This is a genomic window from Mixta sp., assembly GCF_024610815.1.
Taxonomy (GTDB): Bacteria; Pseudomonadota; Gammaproteobacteria; order Enterobacterales; family Enterobacteriaceae; genus Mixta; species Mixta calida.
On sequence record NZ_JANION010000133.1, the window covers coordinates 1 to 24,857 of the forward strand.

The 24,857-nt window shown below is 57.8% G+C and carries 23 protein-coding genes and 1 pseudogene; 12 read left to right on the top strand and 12 right to left on the bottom strand.

The genetic code is table 11. The features are described from left to right. The first annotated feature begins 691 nt into the window (after positions 1–691). Positions 692–1,585 carry an SDR family oxidoreductase gene (locus tag MYY08_RS09540; RefSeq protein ID WP_038624136.1) on the top strand — a complete coding sequence of 298 codons (894 nt, stop codon included), beginning with the start codon at positions 692–694 and terminating at the stop codon, positions 1,583–1,585. 136 nt (positions 1,586–1,721) lie between these two features. Here MYY08_RS09540 and exbD read toward each other — a convergent pair whose 3' ends face one another. Both exbD and exbB read right to left on the bottom strand, forming a co-directional pair. After that, entirely contained in the window at positions 1,722–2,144 is a 423-nt protein-coding gene (exbD, locus tag MYY08_RS09545) for a TonB system transport protein ExbD (protein WP_038624134.1), read from the bottom strand. Positions 2,145–2,149: 5 nt separating this feature from the next. Continuing rightward, positions 2,150–2,884 carry a tol-pal system-associated acyl-CoA thioesterase gene (gene exbB / locus MYY08_RS09550; protein ID WP_038624132.1) on the bottom strand — a complete coding sequence of 245 codons (735 nt, stop codon included), beginning with the start codon at positions 2,882–2,884 and terminating at the stop codon, positions 2,150–2,152. 345 nt (positions 2,885–3,229) lie between these two features. Between exbB and MYY08_RS09555 the strand changes: the two genes are divergently transcribed. The 5 genes from MYY08_RS09555 (at position 3,230) to MYY08_RS09575 (ending at position 8,184) form a co-directional block, all read left to right on the top strand. Next, complete coding sequence (locus MYY08_RS09555) at positions 3,230–4,207, top strand: TRAP transporter substrate-binding protein (RefSeq protein WP_038624130.1); 978 nt, start codon at positions 3,230–3,232, stop codon at positions 4,205–4,207. A 51-nt stretch (positions 4,208–4,258) separates the two neighbouring features. Next, positions 4,259–4,765, top strand: a complete 507-nt coding sequence (locus MYY08_RS09560) for a TRAP transporter small permease (protein WP_038624128.1) — start codon at positions 4,259–4,261, stop codon at positions 4,763–4,765. A gap of 13 nt (positions 4,766–4,778) precedes the next feature. Continuing rightward, on the top strand, positions 4,779–6,065 hold the full coding sequence (locus MYY08_RS09565) for a TRAP transporter large permease (protein ID WP_288013969.1): 1,287 nt from the start codon (positions 4,779–4,781) through the stop codon (positions 6,063–6,065). A gap of 140 nt (positions 6,066–6,205) precedes the next feature. After that, entirely contained in the window at positions 6,206–7,399 is a 1,194-nt protein-coding gene (gene metC / locus MYY08_RS09570; protein ID WP_038624126.1) for a cystathionine beta-lyase, read from the top strand. Between the two features lie 125 nt (positions 7,400–7,524). After that, a complete protein-coding gene (locus tag MYY08_RS09575) occupies positions 7,525–8,184 on the top strand; it encodes a DedA family protein (RefSeq protein WP_084970210.1) in 660 nt (219 codons plus the stop codon). Positions 8,185–8,206: 22 nt separating this feature from the next. On the opposite strand, the pseudogene MYY08_RS09580 reads toward MYY08_RS09575, so the two are convergent. Further along, positions 8,207–9,098, bottom strand: a pseudogene (locus tag MYY08_RS09580) (AraC family transcriptional regulator). Positions 9,099–9,311: 213 nt separating this feature from the next. On the opposite strand from MYY08_RS09580, the gene dkgA reads away from it, so the two are divergent. After that, positions 9,312–10,136, top strand: a complete 825-nt coding sequence (gene dkgA / locus MYY08_RS09585) for a 2,5-didehydrogluconate reductase DkgA (protein ID WP_038624121.1) — start codon at positions 9,312–9,314, stop codon at positions 10,134–10,136. A 523-nt stretch (positions 10,137–10,659) separates the two neighbouring features. Here the strand turns inward: dkgA and ftsP are convergent. The 3 genes from ftsP to parC all read right to left on the bottom strand — a co-directional run bounded on the left by ftsP (position 10,660) and on the right by parC (position 15,302). After that, complete coding sequence (gene ftsP / locus MYY08_RS09590) at positions 10,660–12,084, bottom strand: cell division protein FtsP (protein ID WP_288013970.1); 1,425 nt, start codon at positions 12,082–12,084, stop codon at positions 10,660–10,662. A gap of 99 nt (positions 12,085–12,183) precedes the next feature. Further along, a complete protein-coding gene (locus MYY08_RS09595) occupies positions 12,184–12,921 on the bottom strand; it encodes a 1-acylglycerol-3-phosphate O-acyltransferase (protein ID WP_038624117.1) in 738 nt (245 codons plus the stop codon). A gap of 107 nt (positions 12,922–13,028) precedes the next feature. After that, complete coding sequence (gene parC, locus MYY08_RS09600; protein ID WP_038624115.1) at positions 13,029–15,302, bottom strand: DNA topoisomerase IV subunit A; 2,274 nt, start codon at positions 15,300–15,302, stop codon at positions 13,029–13,031. A 261-nt stretch (positions 15,303–15,563) separates the two neighbouring features. On the opposite strand from parC, the gene MYY08_RS09605 reads away from it, so the two are divergent. Together MYY08_RS09605 and MYY08_RS09610 are read left to right on the top strand one after the other, a co-directional pair. Further along, the gene (locus MYY08_RS09605; RefSeq protein WP_038624111.1) at positions 15,564–16,145 is read left to right on the top strand and encodes an NAD(P)H-dependent oxidoreductase; all 582 of its coding nucleotides are present in this window, start codon (positions 15,564–15,566) and stop codon (positions 16,143–16,145) included. 33 nt (positions 16,146–16,178) lie between these two features. After that, positions 16,179–16,514, top strand: a complete 336-nt coding sequence (locus tag MYY08_RS09610) for a putative quinol monooxygenase (RefSeq protein WP_038624109.1) — start codon at positions 16,179–16,181, stop codon at positions 16,512–16,514. Positions 16,515–16,662: 148 nt separating this feature from the next. On the opposite strand, the gene parE is transcribed toward MYY08_RS09610, so the two are convergent. The 5 genes from parE to nudF are packed head-to-tail and all read right to left on the bottom strand — an operon-like array spanning position 16,663 to position 21,120. Further along, on the bottom strand, positions 16,663–18,558 hold the full coding sequence (parE, locus tag MYY08_RS09615) for a DNA topoisomerase IV subunit B (RefSeq protein ID WP_038624107.1): 1,896 nt from the start codon (positions 18,556–18,558) through the stop codon (positions 16,663–16,665). Between the two features lie 50 nt (positions 18,559–18,608). Then, positions 18,609–19,190: an esterase YqiA gene (gene yqiA, locus MYY08_RS09620; protein WP_038624105.1), complete on the bottom strand. Its 582-nt coding sequence runs from the start codon at positions 19,188–19,190 to the stop codon at positions 18,609–18,611. Between the two features lie 2 nt (positions 19,191–19,192). Next, positions 19,193–20,020: a 3',5'-cyclic-AMP phosphodiesterase gene (gene cpdA / locus MYY08_RS09625; protein WP_038624103.1), complete on the bottom strand. Its 828-nt coding sequence runs from the start codon at positions 20,018–20,020 to the stop codon at positions 19,193–19,195. Positions 20,021–20,062: 42 nt separating this feature from the next. Then, positions 20,063–20,488, bottom strand: coding sequence for a DUF1249 family protein (locus MYY08_RS09630; RefSeq protein WP_084970211.1), 426 nt, complete (start codon positions 20,486–20,488; stop codon positions 20,063–20,065). Next, positions 20,485–21,120, bottom strand: coding sequence for an ADP-ribose diphosphatase (gene nudF, locus MYY08_RS09635; RefSeq protein ID WP_038624099.1), 636 nt, complete (start codon positions 21,118–21,120; stop codon positions 20,485–20,487). Before nudF ends, MYY08_RS09630 begins: the two co-directional genes overlap by 4 nt. A 214-nt stretch (positions 21,121–21,334) precedes the next feature. Between nudF and tolC the strand changes: the two genes are divergently transcribed. Then, positions 21,335–22,801, top strand: coding sequence for an outer membrane channel protein TolC (gene tolC / locus MYY08_RS09640; RefSeq protein ID WP_038624097.1), 1,467 nt, complete (start codon positions 21,335–21,337; stop codon positions 22,799–22,801). Positions 22,802–22,828: 27 nt separating this feature from the next. Here the strand turns inward: tolC and MYY08_RS09645 are convergent, their stop codons facing one another. After that, positions 22,829–23,023, bottom strand: a complete 195-nt coding sequence (locus tag MYY08_RS09645; protein WP_133052056.1) for a hypothetical protein — start codon at positions 23,021–23,023, stop codon at positions 22,829–22,831. Between MYY08_RS09645 and MYY08_RS09650 the strand changes: the two genes are divergently transcribed. Together MYY08_RS09650 and MYY08_RS09655 are read left to right on the top strand one after the other, a co-directional pair. Continuing rightward, the gene (locus tag MYY08_RS09650; RefSeq protein ID WP_038624095.1) at positions 23,000–23,659 is read left to right on the top strand and encodes a DUF1190 family protein; all 660 of its coding nucleotides are present in this window, start codon (positions 23,000–23,002) and stop codon (positions 23,657–23,659) included. The two genes, MYY08_RS09645 and MYY08_RS09650, sit on opposite strands and share 24 nt — an antisense overlap. A gap of 8 nt (positions 23,660–23,667) precedes the next feature. Then, on the top strand, positions 23,668–24,828 hold the full coding sequence (locus tag MYY08_RS09655) for a glutathionylspermidine synthase family protein (RefSeq protein WP_038624093.1): 1,161 nt from the start codon (positions 23,668–23,670) through the stop codon (positions 24,826–24,828). Positions 24,829–24,857: the final 29 nt, after the last annotated feature.

The window sequence follows — 24,857 nt, forward strand, 5'->3', positions numbered from 1 at the left end:
GCCTTGCCAGCATTTTTTGAAACTTTTTACGTGCCGCGTCAATACGCGTCAAAAAACCAGCCGTTCCCTACGCCACCCGCCTTATCCGGCAGGGCCAGCTACAGCCGTAAAAATCCGCGCGATCAACGCCAGCGCAAGAAAATAACATTGTTGACAATTTTCAGATAGCCGACGTCAGAGCGCTCCTCTCTCTTTGCTGAAAATGCCGCCAGCAGGCCTGAAAAACGCGGCGAAGGGGTTATTGTCAGGAAAGAAGGTTTTGGCACTGGCGTAGTAACCGAAAACCATAAAAGTATATATTTCGAGGAAGCTGCCGCTGGTCACGCTACAGATGGATTTGGCTCCGTTGCGGGGCGGCTTTTATAAAGGTGTGGTGGATTGTAAACCGGCTTCCTTGTGTTTTTTCCCGTTTCGGCCCGACATAATATGAAGTGAACCTCTGTTTCGATTTACAAAAAGATTGGCTTAGTCGCCATTATTTAACAGAAGCGCGAACAACACATTCCTCACTGACAACATGCGCATTTACCGTACGATATTCATATTTGCTCATATTTATTCGCATTTTCCCTTTGTTAAATTTTCCTTTTACAACAATGGGTTGTTCTTTAACGTCTGTTACACGTCTCGACAAGCGCGCCGTTTTTCCTAGCCTTGATAGTGAATTTTCTTTGTGAAACCAGGAGGAAACATGGCAGACCAGAATAAAATGCAAAATCCTCTCACCCAGTATTACAACGGTGAATACCCGAAACAGCGTCAGCCCGCCCCCGGCATCCAACAGGATATGCAGCCCGTACCGGACTGCGGCGAGCAGAGCTATCGCGGCAGCCAGCGTCTGGCAGGCCGCAAAGCGCTGGTCACCGGCGCTGATTCCGGTATTGGCCGCGCCGCCGCTATCGCCTATGCCCGTGAAGGCGCCGACGTGGCGATTAACTATCTGCCCGCCGAGCAGCGCGACGCAGAGCAGGTAGCGGACTATATCCGTGAAGCGGGTCGCAAAGTGGTGCTGATTCCAGGCGATATCAGCGATGAGGCATTCAGCAAGCAGCTGGTAAAACAGGCGCACGAAGAGCTGGGCGGACTCGATATCCTGGCGCTGGTGGCGGGTAAACAGGTCGCGGTAGAAGATATCGCCGAGCTGACCACCGAACAGTTCCGTAAAACCTACGAAACCAATGTCTTCTCGCTGTTCTGGATCACACAGGCGGCGATTCCGCTGCTGCCGGAAGGCGCGTCAATTATCACTACTTCCTCGATTCAGGCCTATCAGCCGAGCCCGCATCTGCTGGACTACGCCTCCACCAAAGCGGCGATCCTGGCCTATACCCGTGCGCTGGCCAAGCAGGTGGCGGAAAAAGGCATTCGCGTAAACAGCGTCGCGCCAGGCCCGATCTGGACCGCATTGCAGGTGGCAGGCGGCCAGCCGCAGGAGAAACTGCCGGAGTTTGGTAAACAAACCCCGATGAAGCGCGCCGGACAGCCAGCCGAGCTGGCAGGCGTATATGTCTATCTGGCGTCGCAGGAATCCAGCTATGTGACGGCAGAAGTGCATGGCGTCACCGGCGGCGAACATCTGGGCTAAGCCAGAAAGCCGGGGCCTCTCTTGCCGCTGCGCACAGCGTGTTAGCCGTTCCCTGCACAAAAACGGATAATCGGCAGCGATAAAAAAACCGGAGCAGAGGCTCCGGTTTTTTTATACTTCAGCGCGCGCCGTGCAGCTATTTTTGCGCGGTTTCCATACCCATCAGGCCAATCTTGAGATAGCCTGCGCCGCGCAGGGCATCCATGGCGCTCATCAGCGTTTCATAATCCACTGACTTATCCGCCTGGAAGAAAATGGTGGTCTCTTTGTTGCCTTCCGTTTGCGCGTTCAGCACCTCAATCAGCTTCTCTTTCGAGACCGCTTCGTTGCCGACATACATCTGCTTATCTTCTTTAATCGAGAGATAGACCGGCTTTTCAGGACGCGGCTGCGGCGCGCTGGTGGAGGCGGGAAGGTTGACCCGGACGTCCACCGTCGCCAGCGGCGCGGCCACCATGAAAATAATCAACAGCACCAACATTACGTCGATAAACGGCGTCACGTTGATTTCATGCATTTCGCCATTGCTGTCCAGATCGTCATTTAACCGCATCGCCATAACGCTTAACCTACCCGCAGTTTATGTGCATTCTGTACCGGCTGCGCGCTGTTGCCGCGCGCCAGATCGAGATCGCGGCTCTGCAACAGCAGCACCTGCGCGGCTACATCGCCCAGGCTCGCTTTGTAGTTGGCGATCATGCGGGCGAAGACGTTGTAGATCACTACCGCCGGAATCGCCGCCACCAGGCCGATGGCCGTCGCCAGCAGTGCTTCCGCAATACCGGGTGCAACGACTGCGAGGTTAGTGGTTTGGGTTTTGGCGATGCCGATAAAGCTGTTCATGATGCCCCAGACGGTGCCGAACAGGCCGATAAAGGGCGCGACGGAGCCGATGGTAGCGAGGAAGCCGTTGCCACGACCGGCGTGACGGCTGATGGCGGCGACACGGCGCTCCAGACGGAAGCCGGTGCGCTCTTTAATGCCTTCGTTATCTTCCGAACCGGCGGAAAGCGCCAGCTCGTTCTGCGCTTCCTGCAGCAGCTGCGTCGTCAGGCTGCGCGCGTGGAAGCCGTCGCTCAGCTCCGCCGCCTGGCGCAGCGAACGCGCTTCCGCCAGCGCCTGCTGTTCCTGTTTCAGACGCCGACGTGCCGAGGACAGTTCGGTAAACTTGCCGAAGAAGATGGCCCAGGTGACGACGGACGCCAGAAGCAGTCCAATCATTACCGCTTTTACCACGATGTCCGCATGTTCAAACATGCCCCAGACGGAGAGATCCGTCTGCATCAACTCACTGGTCACCACGCTATTTCTCCAACCTTAATGGAATTCATCAAAACAGGTCAGGATCATACCAAAACAGAGGTGAATTGATAGTAGTTCTCATTACTATTTACAAAGATTTCCCCGTCCTGCGCCGCTTATCGACAGGCAGGTAAGTAAATTGTGATCGGTTAGTTTTTAAACTGTGACGCTGCGTATAAATTTATTAAAACGTCGTTTTAATTTTGTGATGCAATTCATTCAATTTATGCGCGCTGATTTTCCGCCTGCGCAATTTATCTATAGTGAATCAGCCCTGCTGGCGCATACCTCTACCCTTCTACAACCAGTGACGGGGCATCCTTTAGGCGCAGGAGAACAATGATGAAAGTAAAAAAACTGTTGCTGGTGTTAGCGCTGGCTTCCACCGCGCTGTTCACCGCCACCGCCGCCTCGGCTAAGGTGCTGAAGGTCGCGGAAGTCCAGCCTGCCGGTTATCCCACCGTCGTCGCGCTTGAACATATGGGAGAAAAGCTGAAGCAGGCTACCGACGGTCGGCTTGAGCTGCGCGTCTACGCTGGCGGCACGTTAGGCGATGAAGAACAGACGTTGCAGCAGGTGCAGATCGGCGCAGTCGATATGATCCGCGTTTCGCTGGCGCCGGTGTCTACTCTCGCGCCGGAAACCAGCGTGCTGACGCTGCCCTATATCTTCCGTGACGAGGCGCATATGCACAGCGTGCTGGACGGCGAGATCGGCAAAGCGATCACCGATAAGTTCGATAACGATCCTAATACCCGCATGGTGTTTCTCGGCTGGACCGATGCGGGCGTACGCAACATGATCACCAAAAAGCCGGTGACGAAACCGGAAGATCTGAAAGGGATGAAGATTCGCGTACAGAACAGCGCCATCTCGCTGGCGACGCTGAAAGCGATGGGCGCCAACCCGGTGGCGATGGGCGTCAGCGAAGTGTTCAGCGCCATGCAGACCGGCGTCGTGGACGGCACAGAGAACAACCCGCCAACCTTTGTCGCCCATAACTATATGCCGGTGGCGAAGTATTACACCCTGACCGGCCACTTTATCCAGCCGGAGATGATCCTCTTCTCCAAACGTTCCTGGGATAAGCTTTCCGCCGAGGATCAGGCTTTGCTGCGCAAGTTGGGCAAAGAGGCACAGGAAGATGAGCGCAAGCTGTGGGCCGAATATAATCAGCAGTCGCTGGATAAAATGAAAGCCGGCGGCGTGACCTTCCAACAGATCGATCGCGACTACTTTGTCAAAGCCACCCAGCCGGTGCGCGATCAATACGGCAAGAACTATCAGGATCTGATGCAGCAAATCGCTGCGGTGAAATAACCTTTTCCCGCGCCGCGTCCTCTCGCGGCGCCGTTAACCAGGTAAAAAATCATGTCTGCCTATTCACGTCTGATGGATGCGGTCTATCTGCTCTGCATGACGATCGCCGCGATTGCGCTGTTGCTGATGGTCGCGGTGATCCCTGTCGGCATTTTTGCCCGCTATGTGCTTAACGATGCGCTCTCCTGGCCGGAGCCGGTTGCTATCGTCTGTATGATCATTTTCACCTTTATCGGCGCACCGGTCGGCTTTCGCGCCGGCACCCACATCTGCGTATCGATGGTTACCGATCGCCTGTCGCCGCGCGGGCAAAAAATCGCCGCGATTGCCAGCGATCTGCTGATGCTGGCGGCGTGCGTGATTATCTTCCAGGCGAGCTACGCGCTGTGCGAGGCGATGTGGCTTCAGCCGCAGGCGTCACTGCCGGCGGTGACCTTTGGTCAGATGTATTTGCCTATTCCGGTCGGCGCGCTGCTGACGATCCTGTTCGTGATTGAGCGCCTGCTGTGCGGCGATCAGTCTGCACGCCCGCTGGTCAGCCTCGGTGGCACCCACTGATTCGGAGCTTATGATGGACGCACTGATCTTAGTAGGCAGTATGATGGTTCTGTTGCTGATCGGCTTTCCGGTGGCTTTCGCCGTGGGCCTGAGCGCTTTTATCGGCGCCTGGTGGATCGATCTGCCGTTGGAAGCGGTGGTGATTCAAATCACTAACGGGGTAAATAAGTTTTCGCTGTTGACCATTCCCTTCTTTATTCTCGCGGGCGCAATTATGGCCGAAGGCGGCATCGCCCGACGGCTGGTCAATTTCGCCTATATCTTCGTCGGCTTTATTCGCGGCGGCCTGTCGCTGGTGAATATCGTCGCCTCGACTTTTTTCGGCGCCATCTCCGGCTCGTCGGTGGCGGATACCGCCTCTATCGGCTCGGTGATGATCCCGCAAATGGAGGAGAAAGGCTATCCGCGCGATTTCGCCGCCGCCGTCACCGCCAGCGGATCGGTGCAGGCGGTGCTGACGCCGCCCAGCCATAACTCGGTAATCTATTCGCTGGCCACCGGCGGCGTGGTGACGATTTCATCGCTGTTCGTCGCCGGTATTTTCCCCGGCCTGCTGCTTGGCCTCTGCCTGATGGTGATGTGTCTCGGCTTTGCGCGCAAACGCGGTTATCCGCGCGGCGAACGCATCCCCTTTCAGCAGGCGCTGAAGATCTTTTTCGACGCCTTCTGGGGGCTGTTCACCGTGGTGATTATCCTCGGCGGCATTCTCTCCGGTATTTTCACCGCCTCGGAATCGGCGGCGATCGCCTGTCTGTGGGCCTTCTTCGTCACCATGTTTATCTACCGCGACTTTAAGTGGAACCAGCTGCATATCCTGCTGTTTCGCACCATCAAGACCGTCACCATTGTGATGGTGCTGATCGCCTTCGCCTCCGGTTTCGGCGCGGTGATGACCTTTATGCAGCTGCCGCAGCTGATTACCGAGTTTTTCACCAGCGTGTCGGATAACAAGTATGTGATTCTGATGTGCATCAACGTCCTGCTGCTGGTGATCGGCACGCTGATGGATATGGCGCCGATTATCCTGATCCTGACGCCGGTGCTGTTGCCGGTCACCAATGCGCTGGGGGTCGATCCGGTGCATTTCGGCATGATCGTGATGATCAACCTCGGCATCGGCCTGATTACGCCGCCGGTGGGATCGGTACTGTTTGTCGCCAGCGCGGTGGGCAAACAGAAGATCGAACAGGTGGTGAAGGCGATGCTGCCGTTCTACTGTCTGCTGTTTGTGGTGCTGATGATGATTACCTATATACCAGCCATCTCTCTATGGCTGCCGCGCATGATGGGCGTCATGTAGCCCCGGCGACGACGGCGGCTATGCGCGCCTCCGTCGTCGCTTCCCCGCCACTGTCTGATAGTGACAAAACGGTCTCAACCCCCGCCGGTTAAACGTGGTAAGTTAGAGCATCACTACGGGTTAGCAGGACCGCTTGCAGCATGTCGAAAAAGAATATTGAAACCACACTCATCGCCGCCGGAAGAACCAAACGTTACACGCAGGGCGCCGTCAACAGCGTGATCCAGCGCGCCTCCTCCCTGGTTTTTGATACCGTCGCCGATAAGAAACGCGCCACCGCAGGCCGGGCGCAGGGCGAGCTTTTCTACGGCCGCCGCGGCACCCTGACCCACTTTTCACTACAGGACGCGATGTGCGAGCTGGAAGGCGGCGCGGGCTGCGCGCTCTATCCGTGCGGCGCGGCAGCGGTGTCCAACGCGATTCTGGCGTTTGTCGAAGCGGGCGACGAGGTGCTGATGGCCGGTTCGGTCTATGAGCCGACCCAGGATTTCTGCAATAAAATCCTCAGCAAGCTTAACGTCTCCACGCGCTATTTCGATCACACTCTCGGCGCGCAGATCGCCGATCTGGTGCGACCCAATACCAAAGTGGTGTTTCTCGAATCTCCCGCCTCGATCACGATGGAGGTACAGGATGTGCCGGCGATCGTGCAGGCGGTGCGCAGTAAGGCGCCTGACGCCATTATTATGTTGGACAATACCTGGGCCGCAGGCGTGCTGTTCCGCCCGCTGGATCACGGCGTGGATATTTCGATCCAGGCTGGCACCAAATATCTGGTAGGCCATTCCGATGCAATGATCGGCACCGCGGTGAGCAACGCGCGCTGCTGGGAACAGCTGCGTGAAAACTCCTATCTGATGGGGCAGATGGTGGACGCCGATACCGCCTACGTCACCAGCCGCGGCCTGCGTACGCTGGCGGTGCGTCTGCGTCAGCATGAAGAGAGCGCGCTGGCGGTGGCGAACTGGCTGGCGCAGCGTCCTGAGGTCGCGCGCGTCAATCATCCGGCGCTGGCGCAGTGTCCGGGCCATGAGGCGTGGCGACGCGATTTCAGCGGCAGCAGCGGACTCTTTTCCTTTGTGCTGGAACAAAAACTGAGCGATGAAAAGCTGGCACACTTTCTCGACGGCTTCCACCATTTCAGCATGGCCTACTCGTGGGGCGGCTTTGAATCGTTAATTCTGGCAAATCAGCCGGAGGAGCTGGCGGCGATCCGTCCGGTCAATGGCGTGGATTTTAGCGGCACGCTGGTGCGTCTGCATATTGGCCTGGAGCATGTCGACGATCTGATTGCCGACCTGGCCGCCGGTTTTGCGCGCATTGCTCAGGCATAAGCGGCGTAAAGCACGCTAATCTTAAACAAAAGCTTAACCGGTCGTCCTCTACGCTCGCCTCGACGGGAAGGGGACGGCCATTTACAGTTACACTTAAACGATGACCACAGTCAACGAGGAAACAGATGGGTGTGATACATGAGATTGTTCAGGCGCTATGGCATCAGGATTTTGCCGCGCTGGCCAATCCAGACGTGGTTTGGATCGTTTATGGCATTATGTTTATTACGCTGTTCCTGGAGAACGGTCTGCTGCCCGCCTCTTTTCTGCCGGGAGACAGCCTGCTGCTGCTGGCGGGCGCGATGATCGCCAAAGGGGTGATGGATTTTATCCCGACGATAGTGATTCTCACCGCCGCCGCCAGCCTGGGCTGCTGGCTGAGCTATTTACAGGGGCGCTGGCTCGGCAATACGCGGCTGGTGAAGAGCTGGCTAATGCACCTGCCTGCGCAGTATCACCAGCGCGCCTGGCATCTGTTCAACCGTCACGGCCTGATGGCGCTGCTGGTGGGCCGTTTTCTGGCGTTCGTGCGCACGCTGCTGCCGACCATGGCGGGCATTTCCGGTCTGCAAAATGGCCGCTTCCAGCTGTTTAACTGGCTGAGCGGCCTGCTGTGGGTAACGATCGTGATCGCCTTCGGCTACGGCATTAGCCAGGTACCTTTCATTAAGCGTCATGAAGATCAGGTAATGGCGATTTTGATTATTCTGCCGGTCGCCCTGCTGTTCCTTGGCCTTGCCGGCAGCGTTGCGCTGATCTGGAAAAAGCGCCGTCAGCGCGCCTGAGCCGCATGCGGCTGGCGGGAACTTATCCCGCCAGCCGCATACGGGTCATCTCCTCTCCCGGCGTTACGCCGAAATAACGTTTAAACTCGCGCGAAAACTGCGAAGCGCTTTCATACCCCACCCGCATCGCCGCCGTGCTGGCCTTTAAGCCTTCCTGAAGCATCATGGTGCGCGCCTGGTGCAGCCGGTAGCTTTTCAGGTATTGCAGCGGCGAGGTGCTGGTGACCGCCTTGAAGTTATGATGAAACGCTGAGACGCTCATGTTGACTTCCGCCGCCAGCAACTCGACGCTGAGGTTATCGGTAAAGCTGGTTTCGATGCGCCGCAGCGCGCGCGATCTGGCTGAACTGAGTATGGCGGCTGACCAGCGAGAGCAGCGCGCCGCCGCACGGTCCGGTGAGGACGTAATAGAGTATTTCACGCACGATTTGCGGGCCGAGCACGCGCGCGTCGCGGTTTTTCTGCATGACATCGAGCAACCGCTCCGTCGCGCAGAGCAGTTCGCCGGAGAGAAAGGCGGAGTGGATGCCCTGATTAAGCGGCCTGGTCTGGAAGCTGTCGTCGTTGTTCAGTTCGATCAGCAGATCCTGCAGTTTCGGGATATCGACATGCAGCATGATGCCCGCCAGCGGCTGTTCCGGCGTGGCGAAGGTTTCGCACTCAAACGGCAGCGGCACGGTGAGCATCAGGTATTTGCTGGCGTCGTAGTTGAAGGTGGTCGATCCGATGTAGCCGACTTTTTTGCCCTGAAAGAGGATGACGATGCCGGGCCGGTACATAACCGGCGTGCGTCCGCACAGGCTGTCGGCATAAAGCAGCTGTACTTCCGGCAGTTCAGGCAAGGCGGCGCGCCCGCTCTGACGCAGCTGAATCACTTTTTGCGCCAGGGCGGCGCAGATAGTTTCCCGCTCCATGATGTTAACTCTCGGTGATGAACTCATCGGCAGTTTGCCCGCTGCTGGGAAATTTCTCCAGCCGTCAGCAGGATTAGGCAAGATTCCCGTAGAAATAAGCATTGAGCCTTTCCTGCTGCTTTCTGACAATGGGGTTTAGACGGCGCCGCCGCAAAAGGATATCTCGACTAGACTTAAGCGTTATCGGGTCCAACTAACCAGTAAGGAGAAGTTATGGCAGACCAACCGATTATCAAACTGCGTGACGGCAATATGATGCCGCAGCTGGGGCTGGGCGTTTGGCAGGCGACGATTGAAGAGGCGCGTAATGCCGCGCTGAAGGCGCTGGAGGTAGGTTATCGTTCTATCGATACCGCCGCGATTTACAAAAATGAGGAAGGCATCGGCCAGGCGCTGCAGCAGACGGATGTCGCACGCGACGATATTTTCGTGACGACTAAGCTGTGGAATGAGGATCAGCTGAACTGGCAGCAGGCGATGGAGAGCAGTTTGCAGAAGCTGCAACTGGAATATGTGGATCTCTATTTGATGCACTGGCCTTGCCCGGAGAAGGATAATTATGTTGAAGCCTGGAAAGGGATGATCGAGCTACAACAGCAGGGGCTGGCGAAGAGCATCGGCGTCTGTAATTTTCAGGAGAAGCATCTGAAGCGGCTGATTGACGAGACGGGCGTGACGCCGGTGATCAATCAGGTGGAGCTGCATCCGATGTTGCAGCAGCGCGAGCTGCATGCCTGGAACGCGATGCACCAGATTCAGACGGAGTCCTGGAGCCCGCTGGCGCAGGGCGGCAAGGGCGTGTTCGATCAGGATGTGATTAAGCAGCTGGCGAAGAAGTATGGCAAGACGCCGGCGCAGGTGGTGATTCGCTGGCATCTGGATTGCGGTCTGGTGGTGATTCCAAAGTCGGTAACGCCGTCGCGCATTGAAGAAAACTTTAAGGTGTTTGATTTCCGGCTGGAGAAAGCGGAGATCAGCGAGATTGCTAAGATGGACAGCGGCACGCGTCTGGGCCCGCACCCGGATGAGCTGAACTAAGATTTTCAGGCGGACTGTCGCGGCGGATTAAACGCAGCTATAAGTCCGGTGGAATTCGCGGAGAAGCCGTTGGCTTTTTAGCGTCGGCGATGGTCAAACGTCACTGCACGTTCCGTGAATGCCCGATAAAACGCGTCGTTGATGATCAAACGTCGTTGCACGTTCCGTGAATGTCCGATAAGACGCGTCGTTGATGATCAAACGTCGCTGTCATGTCCGTGGGTATGCGGGGAGGCCGGACCGATCGTAAAGACGCAAATTCGTCATCCCTGACTGCTCGGCCCGCGCCATCCCTGGCGCGGGACGCTTTACTCCTCTGCCCGGCCTCCCCGCTCTCTGGCATCGAGATCGCTTTAAAACCCTTTGGTTCGTGCCAGCTTTCTGGCTTTTGCTTCGTGGCGACGTTCTGGCTCTGGAATCGCTTTGAATTGGAGTCTGAGGCGGTGGGAAGCGTTTTACACACTTTTGACGAATCACAGGGGAACGCCGTCGGTCTGCGCGATTCCCCTGTTCAGACAGGGCGTTAGCCGCCCTGGCTCGGCTGCACCAGCAGCTGCCCCGCCGTGCCGCGGTCGGCCATTTCCAGCGTCTGGCTGTAGTAGACGAAGGGAAAATGTTCAGAGGAAGGCTGCGTAAAGGCCACCAGCAGTTCGACTTCGCCGTCGATCCAGACGGTATCTTTCCAGCCGCGATCTTCGCCGAACGGCTGCGCGCCGTTGACGCTTTTTACCAGGAACATGACGCCCTGAATATGAAACGCCTGCGGCGTGTCGGCATGGACGATCCAGCGCTCATAGGTGCCCTGCTGCGCCTGGATATCGATGCGCGACATATCCCACAGCGCGCCGTTGATGCCCGGCTGGGCATCGCCTAAACGCAGTTCGCGGGTGCGCACCGGCGTGCCGTCGAGGATCTGATCGGCCAGCAAACGCATCGGCAGGTTGTCAGTGACCAGCGGCAGCAGGCCAGTAGGACGCAGCGTAAGAATCAGCGTGGAGGTGAGGATGCTGGAAGGTTCGAACAGGCCGCGCAGGCGATCCATAATGCCTGCCGCTACGCCAGCAGTGATGGAGACCTCTTCGCCCTGCGACATATCCAGCAACACTTCGCGGCGTTCGCCTGGCGCCAGTGACAGCTGCTGCACCGCCACCGGCGCAGGCAGGAAACCCTGGTCGCTGGCGATAACGTGAAACGGACGGCTGTCGCTCAGCATCATTTCATAGCGACGGCAGTTAGAGGCGTTCAGCAGCCTCAGGCGCACCCAGCCGCGCGATACTTCGACGAAGGGGTTCTGCACGCCGTTGACCAGCAGCGTATCGCCGACCAGTCCGCCGTTCTCGGGCGGGTTGTAGACCGGCGCGCCGAAGGTATCGAGACGTTTGTCCTGAATGATCAGCGGAAAGTCATCCACGCCGTAGTGTTTCGGGATCGGCAGCGATTTGCTAACCTCATCCTCAATCAGCCACATGCCCGCCAGCCCGTTATAAACGTGCTGCGCCATGCGGTTGGGCGTGGTGGCGTGATACCAGCAGGTAGCGGCGCGCTGACGCACCGGCAGCACCGGCGCCCAGTCAACGCCCGGCGATATCATGCGCGGCGCGCCGCCGCTCAGGGCGCCCGGCACCTGTAAGCCGCCGACGCCCATCGCTACCGGCTCATTCAGCCGGTTGTTGTAAATCAGCTTTACGTCGTCGCCGCTCCAGACGCGCACCGTCGGCCCCAGGTAGAGGCCATTGACGCCCCAAACCGGCACCTTGTTGCTGTCGCCAGAGAAAGACCAGTGGCTGCGCTGCATAGTCAGAAACAGCGGCTGGCCACGACGCGATTCCAGCAACGGCGGGATCGGTAACGGCGTTTCGCTGCCTGCCGCCCGCGCGCTGAACGGCAACGCGCCCGCGCACAGGGCTATGCCCGATGCCTGTATAAATTGACGTCGACTGAAAGACATAACGACTCCATAGCGGTGCGCGTGGCGCCAGGCTGACGCGGTCCGTTTTTATTGTTGTTCAGGGATTGCTGTGCGGGCCGCGACTGCGGCCCGAATGAATTATAACTTGCCGCTGGCTTCCCGCTCGGCGACTTCGGCATCCAGTTCGTTAAGCTTGGCCTGCATCAACTCGCGACAGTGCGTCGCCAGCTTGCGCACCGACTCTTTCTCAAAGGCGGCGACGTCAACCGGCGGCAGCATTTCCACAATGACCAGCCCGTTTTTCCAGCGGTTCAGCTTGATTTTATTATGGGTGGTGGAGACGACGATCGGGATAATCGGCACGCCCGCCGCCACCGCCGCATGAAACGCGCCGGTTTTGAACGGCAGCAGGCCGCGGCCGCGGCTGCGCGTGCCTTCCGGGAACATCCAGAATGAGATGCGCTTTCTTTTAAACTCGTCCACTACTTTGGCGATGGTGCTGTGCGCCTTGGCGCGATTATCGCGATCGATCAGCAGGTTGCCCGTCAGCCAGTAAAGCAGGCCGAAAAACGGAATCCACAGCAGGCTTTTTTTCCCTACCGTAACCGTGGTCGGCTGAACGATGTTCGCCGCGGTAATCATATCGTAGTTGTTCTGATGGTTAGCGATATAGATGGCGTTGCCGTAATGCTCCGCGCCTTCCGGCCTGCGCACTTCCACCTTCACGCCGAACAGCGGCGCCAGCGCGCCGAACAGGTGGCCGAAGGTAGCGACGTGACGCGGATTTCGCGGTGAAAAAAGACACCAGATACAACCCAATACACAAACCAGAATTGAATAAATAATAACTATCAGGGTACGTAAAATTACCAGCATAACGACCTCATTGTGGCTTCCGCCTAAGTATACCGGCTTTATATGAAAACACACCGGTATTGCACCGGCGCGCGGCCTGGGCGGCGCGCCGGTTTCCCTGCCTGCTGTCAGGCCTCGCTGTCGTCGGAAACGGCGCGCGCCGGGGCGTCGATTTCAACGCGGTCGATACGTTGCAGGCCACGCGGCAGCAGCGTGCCGCGACGTCCGCGCTCGGCGCGGAATTTTTGCAATTCTTCCGAACGCAGCGTCAGCTTACGTTTGCCGACGTAGAGCGTAATGGCGCTGCCCGGCGGCAGCAGATAGAGCCAGGCAAGGCGATCTTCACCGCTGGCGGCCTGCGCCGACGGAATGGAGATAATCTTGTTGCCTTTGCCTTTCGACAGCTGCGGCAGATCGCCCACCGGGAACATCAGCATACGGCCAGCGGCGGTGATCGCCAGCAGCATATCGTCGTCGCTATGGATCGCCATCGGCGTCATCACCTTCGCGTTTTCCGGCAGCGTCAGCAGCGTTTTACCGGCGCGGTTGCGCGACACCAGATCGGCGAAGGTGCAGACGAAGCCGTAGCCCGCGTCGGAGGCCATCAGCAGCCGCTGATCGTCCGCTTCCATCAGTACCTGTTCGAACACCGCGCCCGGCGGCGGCGTCAGCTTGCCGGTCAGCGGCTCGCCCTGGCTGCGCGCCGACGGCAGCGTGGTCGGATCCAGCGTATAGCTGCGGCCGGTAGAGTCGATAAAGGCCACCGGCTGGTTGCTCTTGCCGCGCGCGGCCGCCAGATAGCTGTCGCCCGCTTTATAGCTCAGCCCGGCCGGATCGATATCGTGGCCTTTGGCGCTGCGCACCCAGCCCATTTGGGAAAGGACGATAGTGACCGGCTCGGAGGGCACCAGCTCGTTCTCGCTGATCGCCTTCGCCTCTTCGCGCTCGTTCAGCGGCGAACGACGATCGTCGCCGTAGGCTTCGCTGTCGGCCTGCAGCTCTTTTTTCAGCAGCGTGTTCATGCGGCGCTCGGAAGCCAGCGTCGCCTGTAGCTGATCGCGCTCTTTTTCCAGCTCGCTCTGCTCGCCGCGGATTTTCATCTCTTCCAGCTTCGCCAGGTGGCGCAGCTTTAACTCAAGAATCGCTTCCGCCTGGGTTTCGCTGATGCCGAAGCGCGACATCAGCTCCGGCTTCGGCTGATCTTCGCTGCGGATGATCTCAATCACTTCGTCGATATTGAGGAACGCCACCAGCAGGCCTTCAAGGATATGCAGGCGCTTCAGTACTTTATCCAGACGATGCTGTAAACGGCGGCGCACCGTATCGCGGCGGAACACCAGCCATTCGCTGAGGATCTCCAGCAGGTTTTTCACCGCCGGACGATTATCCAGCCCGATCATGTTCAGGTTGATGCGGTAGCTTTTTTCCAGATCGGTGGTGGCGAACAGGTGGTTCATCACCTGATCGAGATCGACGCGGTTAGAGCGCGGCACCAGCACCAGACGGGTCGGGTTTTCATGATCTGACTCATCGCGCAGATCTTCGATCATCGGCAACTTTTTATTGCGCATCTGGGCGGCGATCTGCTCCAGCACGCGCGCGCCGGAAACCTGATGCGGCAGCGCGGTGATCACCACTTCGCCGTCCTCTTTTTTCCACACTGCGCGCTGACGCACCGATCCGCGGCCGCTCTGGTAGATCTTGCGGATCTCGGCGCGCGGGGTGATGATTTCCGCTTCGGTCGGGAAATCCGGCCCCTGTACGATATCGAGCAGATCGTCCAGCGTGGTTTTAGGATTATCGATCAGCGCGATGGTCGCCTTCGCCACTTCGCGCAGGTTGTGCGGCGGAATGTCGGTCGCCATGCCGACGGCGATGCCGGTGGTGCCGTTCAGCAAAATATTCGGCAGGCGCGCCGGCAGCATCTTCGGCTCGTTCAGCGTGCCGTCGAAGTTCGGCACGAAATCGACCGTGCCCTGCCCCAGCTCGCCCAGCAGCACTTCGGCGTAGCGCGACAGGCGCGATTCGGTATAACGCATGGCGGCGAACGATTTCGGATCGTCCGGCGCGCCCCAGTTCCCCTGACCATCCACCAGCGGATAGCGGTAGGAGAACGGCTGCGCCATCAGCACCATCGCTTCGTAGCAGGCGCTGTCGCCGTGGGGATGATATTTACCCAGCACGTCGCCGACGGTGCGCGCCGATTTCTTGAATTTCGCGCTGGCGTTCAGCCCCAGCTCCGACATCGCATAGACAATGCGGCGCTGGACCGGCTTCAGGCCATCGCCAATATAGGGAAGCGCCCTGTCCATGATGACGTACATGGAATAGTTCAGGTACGCATTCTCGGTAAATTTATGCAGGGCAAGACGCTCTGCACCATCCTGCGTCAAGTCACTCATTATGATTCCTCACGTTGCGGCGGGCGGCAGCGCGCCGCAGGGCGATCTGTTTGGCGAGGATAGTACCTTATCTGATGCGACGATGTCACAGATTAGTCATCGCCCGACGCGCTGTTTTAACCCCGCTGTTTTATGCCTTTTTACAGCACATTTTGTGGCGATTATTGCGCTGTACGCAAAAGTGTTATGATCAAACGCACATTTTTCTTTGCCGACTGCGCGCGTACACTGCCCGCAGCGTTTTCAATGGAGCAACGAACAATGAGCAAGATTTTAATCCTTGATGCGGGCAAACAATTTGCCCACTCAAAAGGCGAGCTGAACCACACGATGGCGAATGTCGCCGAGACTTTCCTGCGCGATCAGGGCCATGAAGTTCAGGTAACCCGCGTCGACGACGGTTACGACATTAAAGAAGAAGTACAGAAGTACGTTGATAGCGACGTGGTGATTTATCAGATGCCGGGCTGGTGGATGGGCGAGCCGTGGATCCTGAAAAAATATATCGATGAAGTGTTCACCGAAGGCCACGGCTCGCTGTACGCCAGCGATGGGCGCTCCCGTTCCGACGCCAGCAAGAAATATGGTTCCGGCGGCCTGCTGCAGGGCAAAAAATATATGCTGTCGCTGACCTGGAACGCGCCGCTGGAAGCCTTTACCGATCCCGATCAGTTCTTTGAGGGCGTCGGCGTGGACGGTCTCTATCTGCACTTCCACAAAGCGAACCAGTTCCTTGGTATGGAAGGGCTGCCGACCTTTATCTGCAACGACGTGATCAAACAGCCTGATATTCCGCGCGATATCGAGCGCTATCGCGCGCACCTGGCGGAAATTTTTGCTTAACTTAACGCTCTGAATATTTTACAGGGACACATTATGCTGACAGTTGTAGCTGAGATTTGCGTCAAGCCGGGCCGCCGCGAAGCGGTGCTGGCGGCGATACAGGCGCTGACGCCGACCGTTCTGCAGGAACAAGGCTGTAGCAAATATCAGGCGCTGGTCGACCATCAGGCGCAGGTGCCGTGGAAGCAGAACCTGCCCGATTCCATTTTTATGCTGGAGTACTGGGACAGCCTGCGTCATCTGGAACAGCATCAGCAACAGCCGCATATGGAAGCCCACCGTGAGCGGATTAAAGACGATGTGCTGGATGTGAAGATCTTCGTCATGGAACAGCCTTCGACTTCGGTATCTGACGCAGCCGCGCGCTGACGGCGATGCCGAAGCGCGCGGCCAGCCCTTTCCCGGTTCCGCTGACATGATAAAAAACCGCCCGGCCATCGTAAGATGTCGGGCGGTTCTCTTTTCAGCCGTGCGGCATGAAATCCAGGGAGAGGGACGCGCCCTCCGGCGGCGAAATTTACACCTCGATCTCCGCTTTGTCCCCTTTCTCTTGCAACCAGTTGCGACGATCTTCAGAACGCTTCTTCGCCAGCAGCATATCCATCACCGCCAGCGTTTGTTCCACATCTTCATCATCGATCGTCAGCTGCACCAGGCGACGCGTATTAGGATCGAGCGTCGTTTCGCGCAGCTGCATCGGGTTCATTTCGCCCAGCCCTTTAAAGCGCTGTACGTTCGGCTTGCCTTTTTTACGCTTCAGCTGCTCCAGCACGCCATCTTTCTCTTCTTCATCCAGCGCGTACCAGACCTCTTTGCCGAGATCGATGCGGTAGAGCGGCGGCATCGCCACGTAGACGTGACCGCCTTTCACCAGCGAGCGGAAGTGGCGCACAAACAGCGCGCAGAGCAGCGTGGCGATATGCAGGCCATCGGAATCCGCATCCGCCAGGATACAGATCTTGCCGTAGCGTAGCTGAGAGAGATCCTCGCTGTCGGGATCGATGCCGATCGCCACAGAGATGTCATGCACCTCCTGCGACGCCAGCACCTCATCCGACGAAACTTCCCAGGTGTTCAGGATCTTGCCTTTCAGCGGCATGATCGCCTGATATTCGCGATCGCGCGCCTGTTTGGCGGAGCCGCCTGCGGAGTCCCCTTCCACCAGGAACAGCTCGGTTTTGCTCAGATCCTGCGCGGTACAGTCGGCCAGCTTGCCGGGCAGCGCCGGGCCGCTGGTCAGTTTCTTACGCACCACCTTTTTCGCAGCGCGCATACGACGCTGCGCGCTGGCGATAGCCAGCTCCGCCAGCTGTTCGGCGGCCTGCACGTTCTGGTTCAGCCACAGGCTGAAGGCGTCTTTCACCACGCCGGAAACGAACGCGGCGCACTGACGCGAGGAGAGACGTTCTTTGGTCTGGCCGGCAAACTGCGGGTCCTGCATTTTTACCGACAGCACGTAGGCGCAGCGATCCCAGATATCTTCCGCCGACAGCTTCACGCCGCGCGGCAGAATGTTGCGGTATTCGCAGAAATCGCGCATCGCGTCGAGCAGCCCCTGACGCAAACCGTTGACGTGCGTGCCGCCCTGCATCGTCGGGATCAGGTTGACGTAGCTTTCCGTCAGCAGCTCGCCGCCTTCCGGCAGCCACAGCAGCGCCCAGTCTACCGCTTCGACGTCGCCGGAAAAGCTGCCGACGAACGGCGCTTCTGGCAGGGTGATCAGGCCGTTCACCGCCTCGCTCAGGTAGTCGGTCAGACCATCCTGATAGCACCAGCGCTGCTCGGTATTATTGACCTTATCTTTAAAAACAATCTCGACGCCCGGACAGAGCACCGCTTTCGCTTTCAGCAGATGCGACAGGCGCGATACGGAGAAGCGCGGGCTGTCGAAGAAGCTGCCGTCCGGCCAGAAGTGGACGCGGGTGCCGGTATTGCGCTTCGCGACCGTGCCGGTGACGGTCAGATCTTGTACCTTGTCGCCGTTTTCAAAGGCGATGTCATACACCTCGCCGTTGCGGCGCACGGTGACTTCCACGCGCTTCGACAGGGCGTTGACCACAGAGATGCCGACCCCGTGCAGGCCGCCGGAGAACTGGTAGTTTTTATTAGAAAATTTGCCGCCGGCGTGAAGACGGCAGAGAATCAGCTCAACCGCCGGCACGCCTTCTTCCGGGTGAATGTCCACCGGCATGCCGCGTCCGTCATCGATCACTTCGAGTGACTGATCGGCGTGCAGTATCACCTCCACGCGCTTCGCATGGCCGGCCAACGCTTCATCAACGCTGTTGTCGATCACTTCCTGGCCCAAATGGTTGGGGCGCGAAGTATCGGTGTACATTCCCGGACGACGACGAACGGGTTCGAGGCCGCTGAGTACCTCAATGGCATCAGCGTTATAGCTGGATTGAGTCATCGTATCGTTCTGAATTGGTGGCTGTAAAAGGGTTATACGATCCCGCGACGTCAGGCGCGATTCAGACCAATAAAGTCGAGAATCGATGGGAAAAAGCGTTCGAATCCGGTGAAGGCGTGATTACCGCCCTCTTCAACCGTTTGGCGGCAGGCCTGGTAGTAATCCAGCGCCTGACGATAATCGAGTACTTCATCGCCTGTCTGTTGCAGCAGCCAGATCAAATCTGGCGACTCAAGCGGGTCAATCTGCATGACTTTCAGATCGTAAATGTGGCGAGACTCTAACACATATTGCTGGCCGGTGTATGGATTCTCGTTGGCGCCAAGATAATTGAGCAGCAGGTCAAACGGGCGCACCGCCGGGTTAACCACCACCGCTGGCAGCATAAAGCACTGCGACAGCCAGGTGGCGTAATAACCGCCCAGCGAGGAGCCGACGATCCCCAGCGTTTCGCCGGCGCGCGCCAGCACGATTTCCTCCAGCAGCTGCGCCGCTTCAGCCGGATAAGCCGGGAGCTGCGGCACCAGCATCGTCACCTGCGGATGATGCGTCGCCAGCCAGCGCTGCAACAAGGTCGCCTTCGCCGAGGCGGGTGAGCTGTTAAAACCGTGCAGATAAAGCAGCGTCGCCATACTCAATACCCTTCGGAATCCAGATCGGGCGTAAAGGCGCGGCTCGCCAGGCGTTGCACCCGGGTACGCACCGCGCCGTCCTCATCCAGCTCCAGCCAGCGCCAGCCCGGCGCGACGGCGTCGATAGTAAAATTGGTGCAGTGCGGCTTGAACTGCACGCAGGTCGACGGCGTCGCCAGCAGACGGCGGCCGTGCCAGTCCACATCCATCTCCTGATGAATGTGGCCGCAAATCAGGGTTTTCGCCAGCGGATAAGGTTGCAGGATCGCTTCCAGCGCGTGCGGGTTGCGCAGGCTATGCTGATCCAGCCAGCTACAGCCTGACGGCAGGGGATGGTGATGCAGCAGGATCAGCGTGTGGCGATCGGCGGTCTGCGCCAGCGTTTTTTCCAGCCAGTCGAGCTGATAGTCGCTGAGCATACCGTGCGGAACCCCCGCCACCTGGCTGTCGAGCAGCAGCAGCTGCCAGCGTTCGCCGACAAAGACCTGCTTGGCTTCGGCAATGCCCGACTGCGCCAGCGCGCCGTACATTGTCGGCTGGAAATCGTGGTTGCCCGGCAGCCAGACGCAGGGCGCCGGTAAGCGCGCAATGCCCTCAGCGAAGTGCTGATAAGCCTCAGGCGTATGATCCTGCGCCAAATCGCCGGTAGCGATAACCAGGTCGATCGGCTGCCGCTCCGCCTCGATGGCGTCCAGCACCGCGTTGAAACTGGCCCAGGTATTCACGCCCAGCAGCGTTTCATGTCTGCCCGAAAAAAGGTGGGTGTCCGTTATTTGTAATATCCTGATACTGGCCCCACTCACCACAGGAAGTTTTAGCAGGCTATCCAAAGAGTTTCCTTAATCTCTACGCCATATCAAGGTTATCGCAGCTTACCAGGCCGGTACGGCCATCGCGCCGTGCGACAAACAATAACGCAGCCAGTCAGCGAGAAACTGGTTGATTTGATGCTTTTCATCACGCTGATGCAACTTTTTATTCGGGTAATCATAACGCGCTTTAAAGCGATAGATCTGCTGCGTTGAACACACTTCAGCAACCATCGCGTCGTGATAGAGCCGGACAGACATGGATGGCAGGCTCCAGTAGCTGACGGCGGGCGCGGTTTGGCGGATTTCCACCAGGGTGGTGTAACGTGTCGATTCACTAACGGTAATGCTGTAGCTGGCGCCGTTTACCTGATAGGTCACCGTGGCCCCCGCTGCATCGTCGCGCGGCAGCAAACGACGCAGCTGCGCGAAGTTCGTTTCGCTCAACCGCATCATTTCGGGAAAATCAGGGACGTAGCGCTTGATCATGTTGGATTCCACTCTTTTCGCAATTTCTCATAGTGCAGCATCAGCCATTGCAGGGCGATGACGGAGGCCGCGTTGTCAATTTTCCCCTCTTCCACCCAGCGGTAAGCCTGTTCGCGGCTCACCACATGCACAAGAATATCCTCATTCTCATCCTCCAGACCGTGGCATCCTTGCGCCACGCTGGCATCCACTTCTCCCACCAGCACCGACAGGCGCTCGCTGGTGCCACCCGGACTCGCCAGGTAGTTAATCATCGGCTGTACGCGGCCAACCTTCAGGCCCGCTTCCTCCATCGCTTCGCGACGCACTACCTGTTCAACGCTTTCACCGGGTTCGATGATCCCGGCCACTAATTCCAGTAGCCAGGGCGTTGGGCTGGTGTCATAAGCGGGAATGCGGATCTGTTCGATCAGCACCACTTCATCGCGCAGGGGATCATAGGGTAGCAGGACTGCGGCGTGTCCGCGCTCAAAAACTTCGCGCACCACCTCGTCGCTCATCTGGCCGTTAAACAGGCGGTGACGGAAACGATAGCGGACCAGAGAAAAAAATCCTTCATAGAGTGGCTCGCGTGCAATAATTTCTACATCGTTTTTGCTGAAAGTCACTGGGTATTTTGTATTTTCAACCATAAAGTCGGTGTCCTTTACAGTGGGGATAGCGATGAGTTGTTTCAATTACGCTTCGCCCGGAAGGGTGGTTCTTTCTGAATTATTTACGTAAATTAACGGAAGATGGCACGTTCAGCCAACTTATCAATCTGGCACACTCTGGTAGAATCGGCGCATATTTTTTCGCTTATGTCAGCGCTACCATAGCAACTTTGCTGCACTACAAGGAATGCAAATGAAGAAACTGCTCCCTTTACTTATTGGCCTGAGCCTGGGCGGCTTCAGCGTAGCAAGTCAGGCGGAGAACCTGCTGCAAATTTACCAACAGGCCCGACTGACTAACCCCGATCTGCGCAGTTCCGCAGCTGACCGAGACGCGGCATTTGAAAAGATTAATGAAGCCCGTAGTCCCTTGCTGCCTCAGTTAGGTCTGGGCGCCGATTACACTTATACCAGCGGCTATCGCGACAGCAGCGATACCCACTCGAACACAACTAGCGGCTCCCTGCAGTTAACGCAGACCATTTTCGATATGAGCAAATGGCGCGCCCTGACGCTGCAGGAAAAAAATGCCGGCATCCAGGATGTGACCTATCAGACTGCCCAGCAGAATCTGATGCTGAATACCGCCACCGCCTATTTCAACGTGCTGCGCGCTATCGATTCGCTGTCCTATATTGAAGCGCAGAAACAATCTATCTACCGCCAGCTCGATCAAACCACGCAGCGCTTTAACGTCGGCCTGGTGGCGATCACCGACGTGCAGAACGCCCGCGCGCAGTATGATAACGTGCTGGCGAATGAAGTGGCCGCGCGCAATGCGCTGGACAACGCGCTGGAAACGCTGCGTCAGGTAACCGGCAACTACTATCCGACGCTGGCGTCGCTGAATATCGATCGCTTCCGCACTGATAAGCCGCAGCCGGTTAATGCGCTGCTGAAAGAGGCGGAAAGTCGCAACCTGAACCTGTTGTCCGCACGTCTGTCGCAGGATCTGGCGCGCGAGCAGATTCGCTATTATGAATCCGGCCATATGCCGACGCTCGGTCTGAACGCCTCTACCAATTTGTCCAACAACAAATATGGCGGCAGCCGCGCCGTACAAAGCGACAGCATTACCGGCAACAACCAGGTGGGCCTGAGCTTCAGCCTGCCGCTTTATCAGGGCGGCCTGGTCAACTCTCAGGTGAAGCAGGCGCAGTACGCGTTTGTCAGCGCCAGCGAGCAGCTGGAAAGCGCGCATCGCTCCACCGTTCAGACGGTGCGCTCCTCCTTTAATAACATCAACGCCTCTATCAGCAGCATCGACGCTTACAAGCAGGCGGTGGTTTCCGCGCAGAGCTCTCTGGATGCGATGGAAGCGGGCTATCAGGTGGGGACGCGCACTATCGTCGACGTGCTTGACGCGACTACGACGCTTTACAACGCCAAGCAACAGCTTTCCGATGCGCGCTATGACTATCTGATCAATCAGCTGAACATCAAGTCTGCGCTCGGCACGCTGAACGAGCAGGATCTGCAGGCGCTGAACGCCAGCCTCGGCAAAGAGATCCCGACCTCGCCGGAAACGGTGGCGCCGGAAAATCCGCAGCAGGACGCGGCGGCCGATCACGGCACGCAGATGCAGGCGGCGGACAATCAAGGCGCTGAAAGCGCGGCGCCGGTAGCGGCGCGCCAGAGCGGTAATCCGTTCCGTCATTGATAGCGTAATGCGGCCGCTGAAACTTACTTATTCAGCGGTCGCAACATCTCTTTTTTCTTTTCTTTCCCGCTTACCTGAACCCGCATCCCATTTGAACGTATAGCTAAGTAAATATGCAGGCGCAGCGCCGTCCATTGCTTCATTTTTAGACCGGTTTAACCTATCCTTTGCGCTACCTTTGGGCAGAGGACTATCCACATGAAACGGACAAAAAATATTCATCTCGACGCCTTCCGTAAGAGTTGGCGCGCCCGCCATTTAACGCCTGTGGCGCTGGCGGTCACCGCTGTTTTTATGCTGGCCGGCTGTGAGCAAGCGGACGAAACAGTATCCCTTTATCAAAATGCCGACGATTGCAGCAAAGCGAACCCGGGCCAGAGCGCACAGTGTACGACGGCCTATAACAACGCGTTGAAAGAGGCGGAAAAAACCGCGCCTAAGTATGCGACGCGCGAGGACTGCGTGGCGGAGTTCGGCGAAGATCAGTGCCAGCAGGCGCCTACGCAGGCAGGCACCAACGCGGAAGCGCATCAGAGCGGCAGCTTCTGGATGCCGCTGATGGCGGGTTATATGATGGGTCGCCTGATGGGCGGCGGCGCGGGCATGGCGTCGCAGCCGTTGTTCAGCTCTAAAAACCCGGCCAGCCCGATGAACGGCAAGTTCGTTGACGCCACTGGCCGCAACTACGGCGCCGCCACGCCGGGCCGCACCATGACGGTGCCGAAAACAGCGCTGGCGCCGAAACCGGCGACAACCCGTACCGTTACCCGCGGCGGCTTTGGCGAAAGCGTCGCCAAGCAATCCACCATGCAGCGCAGCAGCGCCACCGGCACCAGCAGCCGTTCGATGGGAGGCTAATCAGCCTGATGAAACGCATTCCTGTTGATGAACGACCTGACTGGCGCGCCCGCGCGACCGAGTACGGCTTTGGTTTTCATACTATGTATGACGAACCTTACTGGTGTGAAGACGCTTACTACCAGTTTACGCTGGCTCAGGTAGATTATCTGGAAGAGACCACGGCGGAACTCCATCAGATGTGTTTGCAGGTGGTGGAAAAAGTGGTTAACAGCGAAGAGCTGTTAGCCAAATTCCGCATTCCAAAGCATACGTGGGATTTTGTCCGCTCCTCCTGGAAAACCTCGCAGCCGTCGCTTTACTCGCGCCTCGATCTCGCCTGGGACGGCAGCGGCGACGCCAAGCTGCTGGAGAACAATGCCGATACGCCTACCTCGCTGTATGAGGCCGCTTTCTTTCAGTGGCTGTGGCTCGAAGATCAGCTGAAGGCCGGCAAACTGCCTGCCGGCAGCGATCAGTTCAACAGCCTGCAGGAAAAGCTGATCGATCGCTTCGCCGTTCTGCATCAGCAGCACGGTTTTGGTCTGCTGCATTTTACCTGCTATCGCGACAGCGAAGAGGATCGCGGCACGGTACAGTATCTGCAGGACTGCGCCAGCGAAGCGGGATTGCCCAGCGAATTTCTCTATATCGATGACATCGGGCTTGGCGAAAAAGGCCAGTTTACCGATCTCAACGATCAGGTGATCGGCAACCTGTTTAAGCTCTATCCGTGGGAGTTTATGCTGCGTGAGATTTTCTCTACCAAGCTGAACGATGCTGGCGTGCGCTGGCTGGAGCCCGCATGGAAGAGCATTCTTTCCAATAAGGCGCTGCTGCCGCTGTTGTGGCAGATGTTCCCGAATCACCCTAATTTACTGCCAGCTTATTTTGCTGAAGACAACGTTCCGTCGATGGACAAGTATGTGGTGAAACCGCTGTTTTCACGCGAAGGGGCCAATATTCGGATTATCGAACGAGGACAGGAAATCGCTCGCGTCGACGGTCCTTATGGCGAAGAAGGGATGATTGTGCAGCAGTTCCATCCGCTGGCGCGGTTTGGCGACAGCTATACGCTGATCGGCAGCTGGCTGGTAGACGATCAACCCGCCGGCATTGGCCTGCGCGAAGATCGCGCGATGATTACACAAGATCTTTCGCGTTTCTATCCGCACGCCTTTATCGAATAGCGTTAACGGGCAGCCCCCTGCTGCCCGCT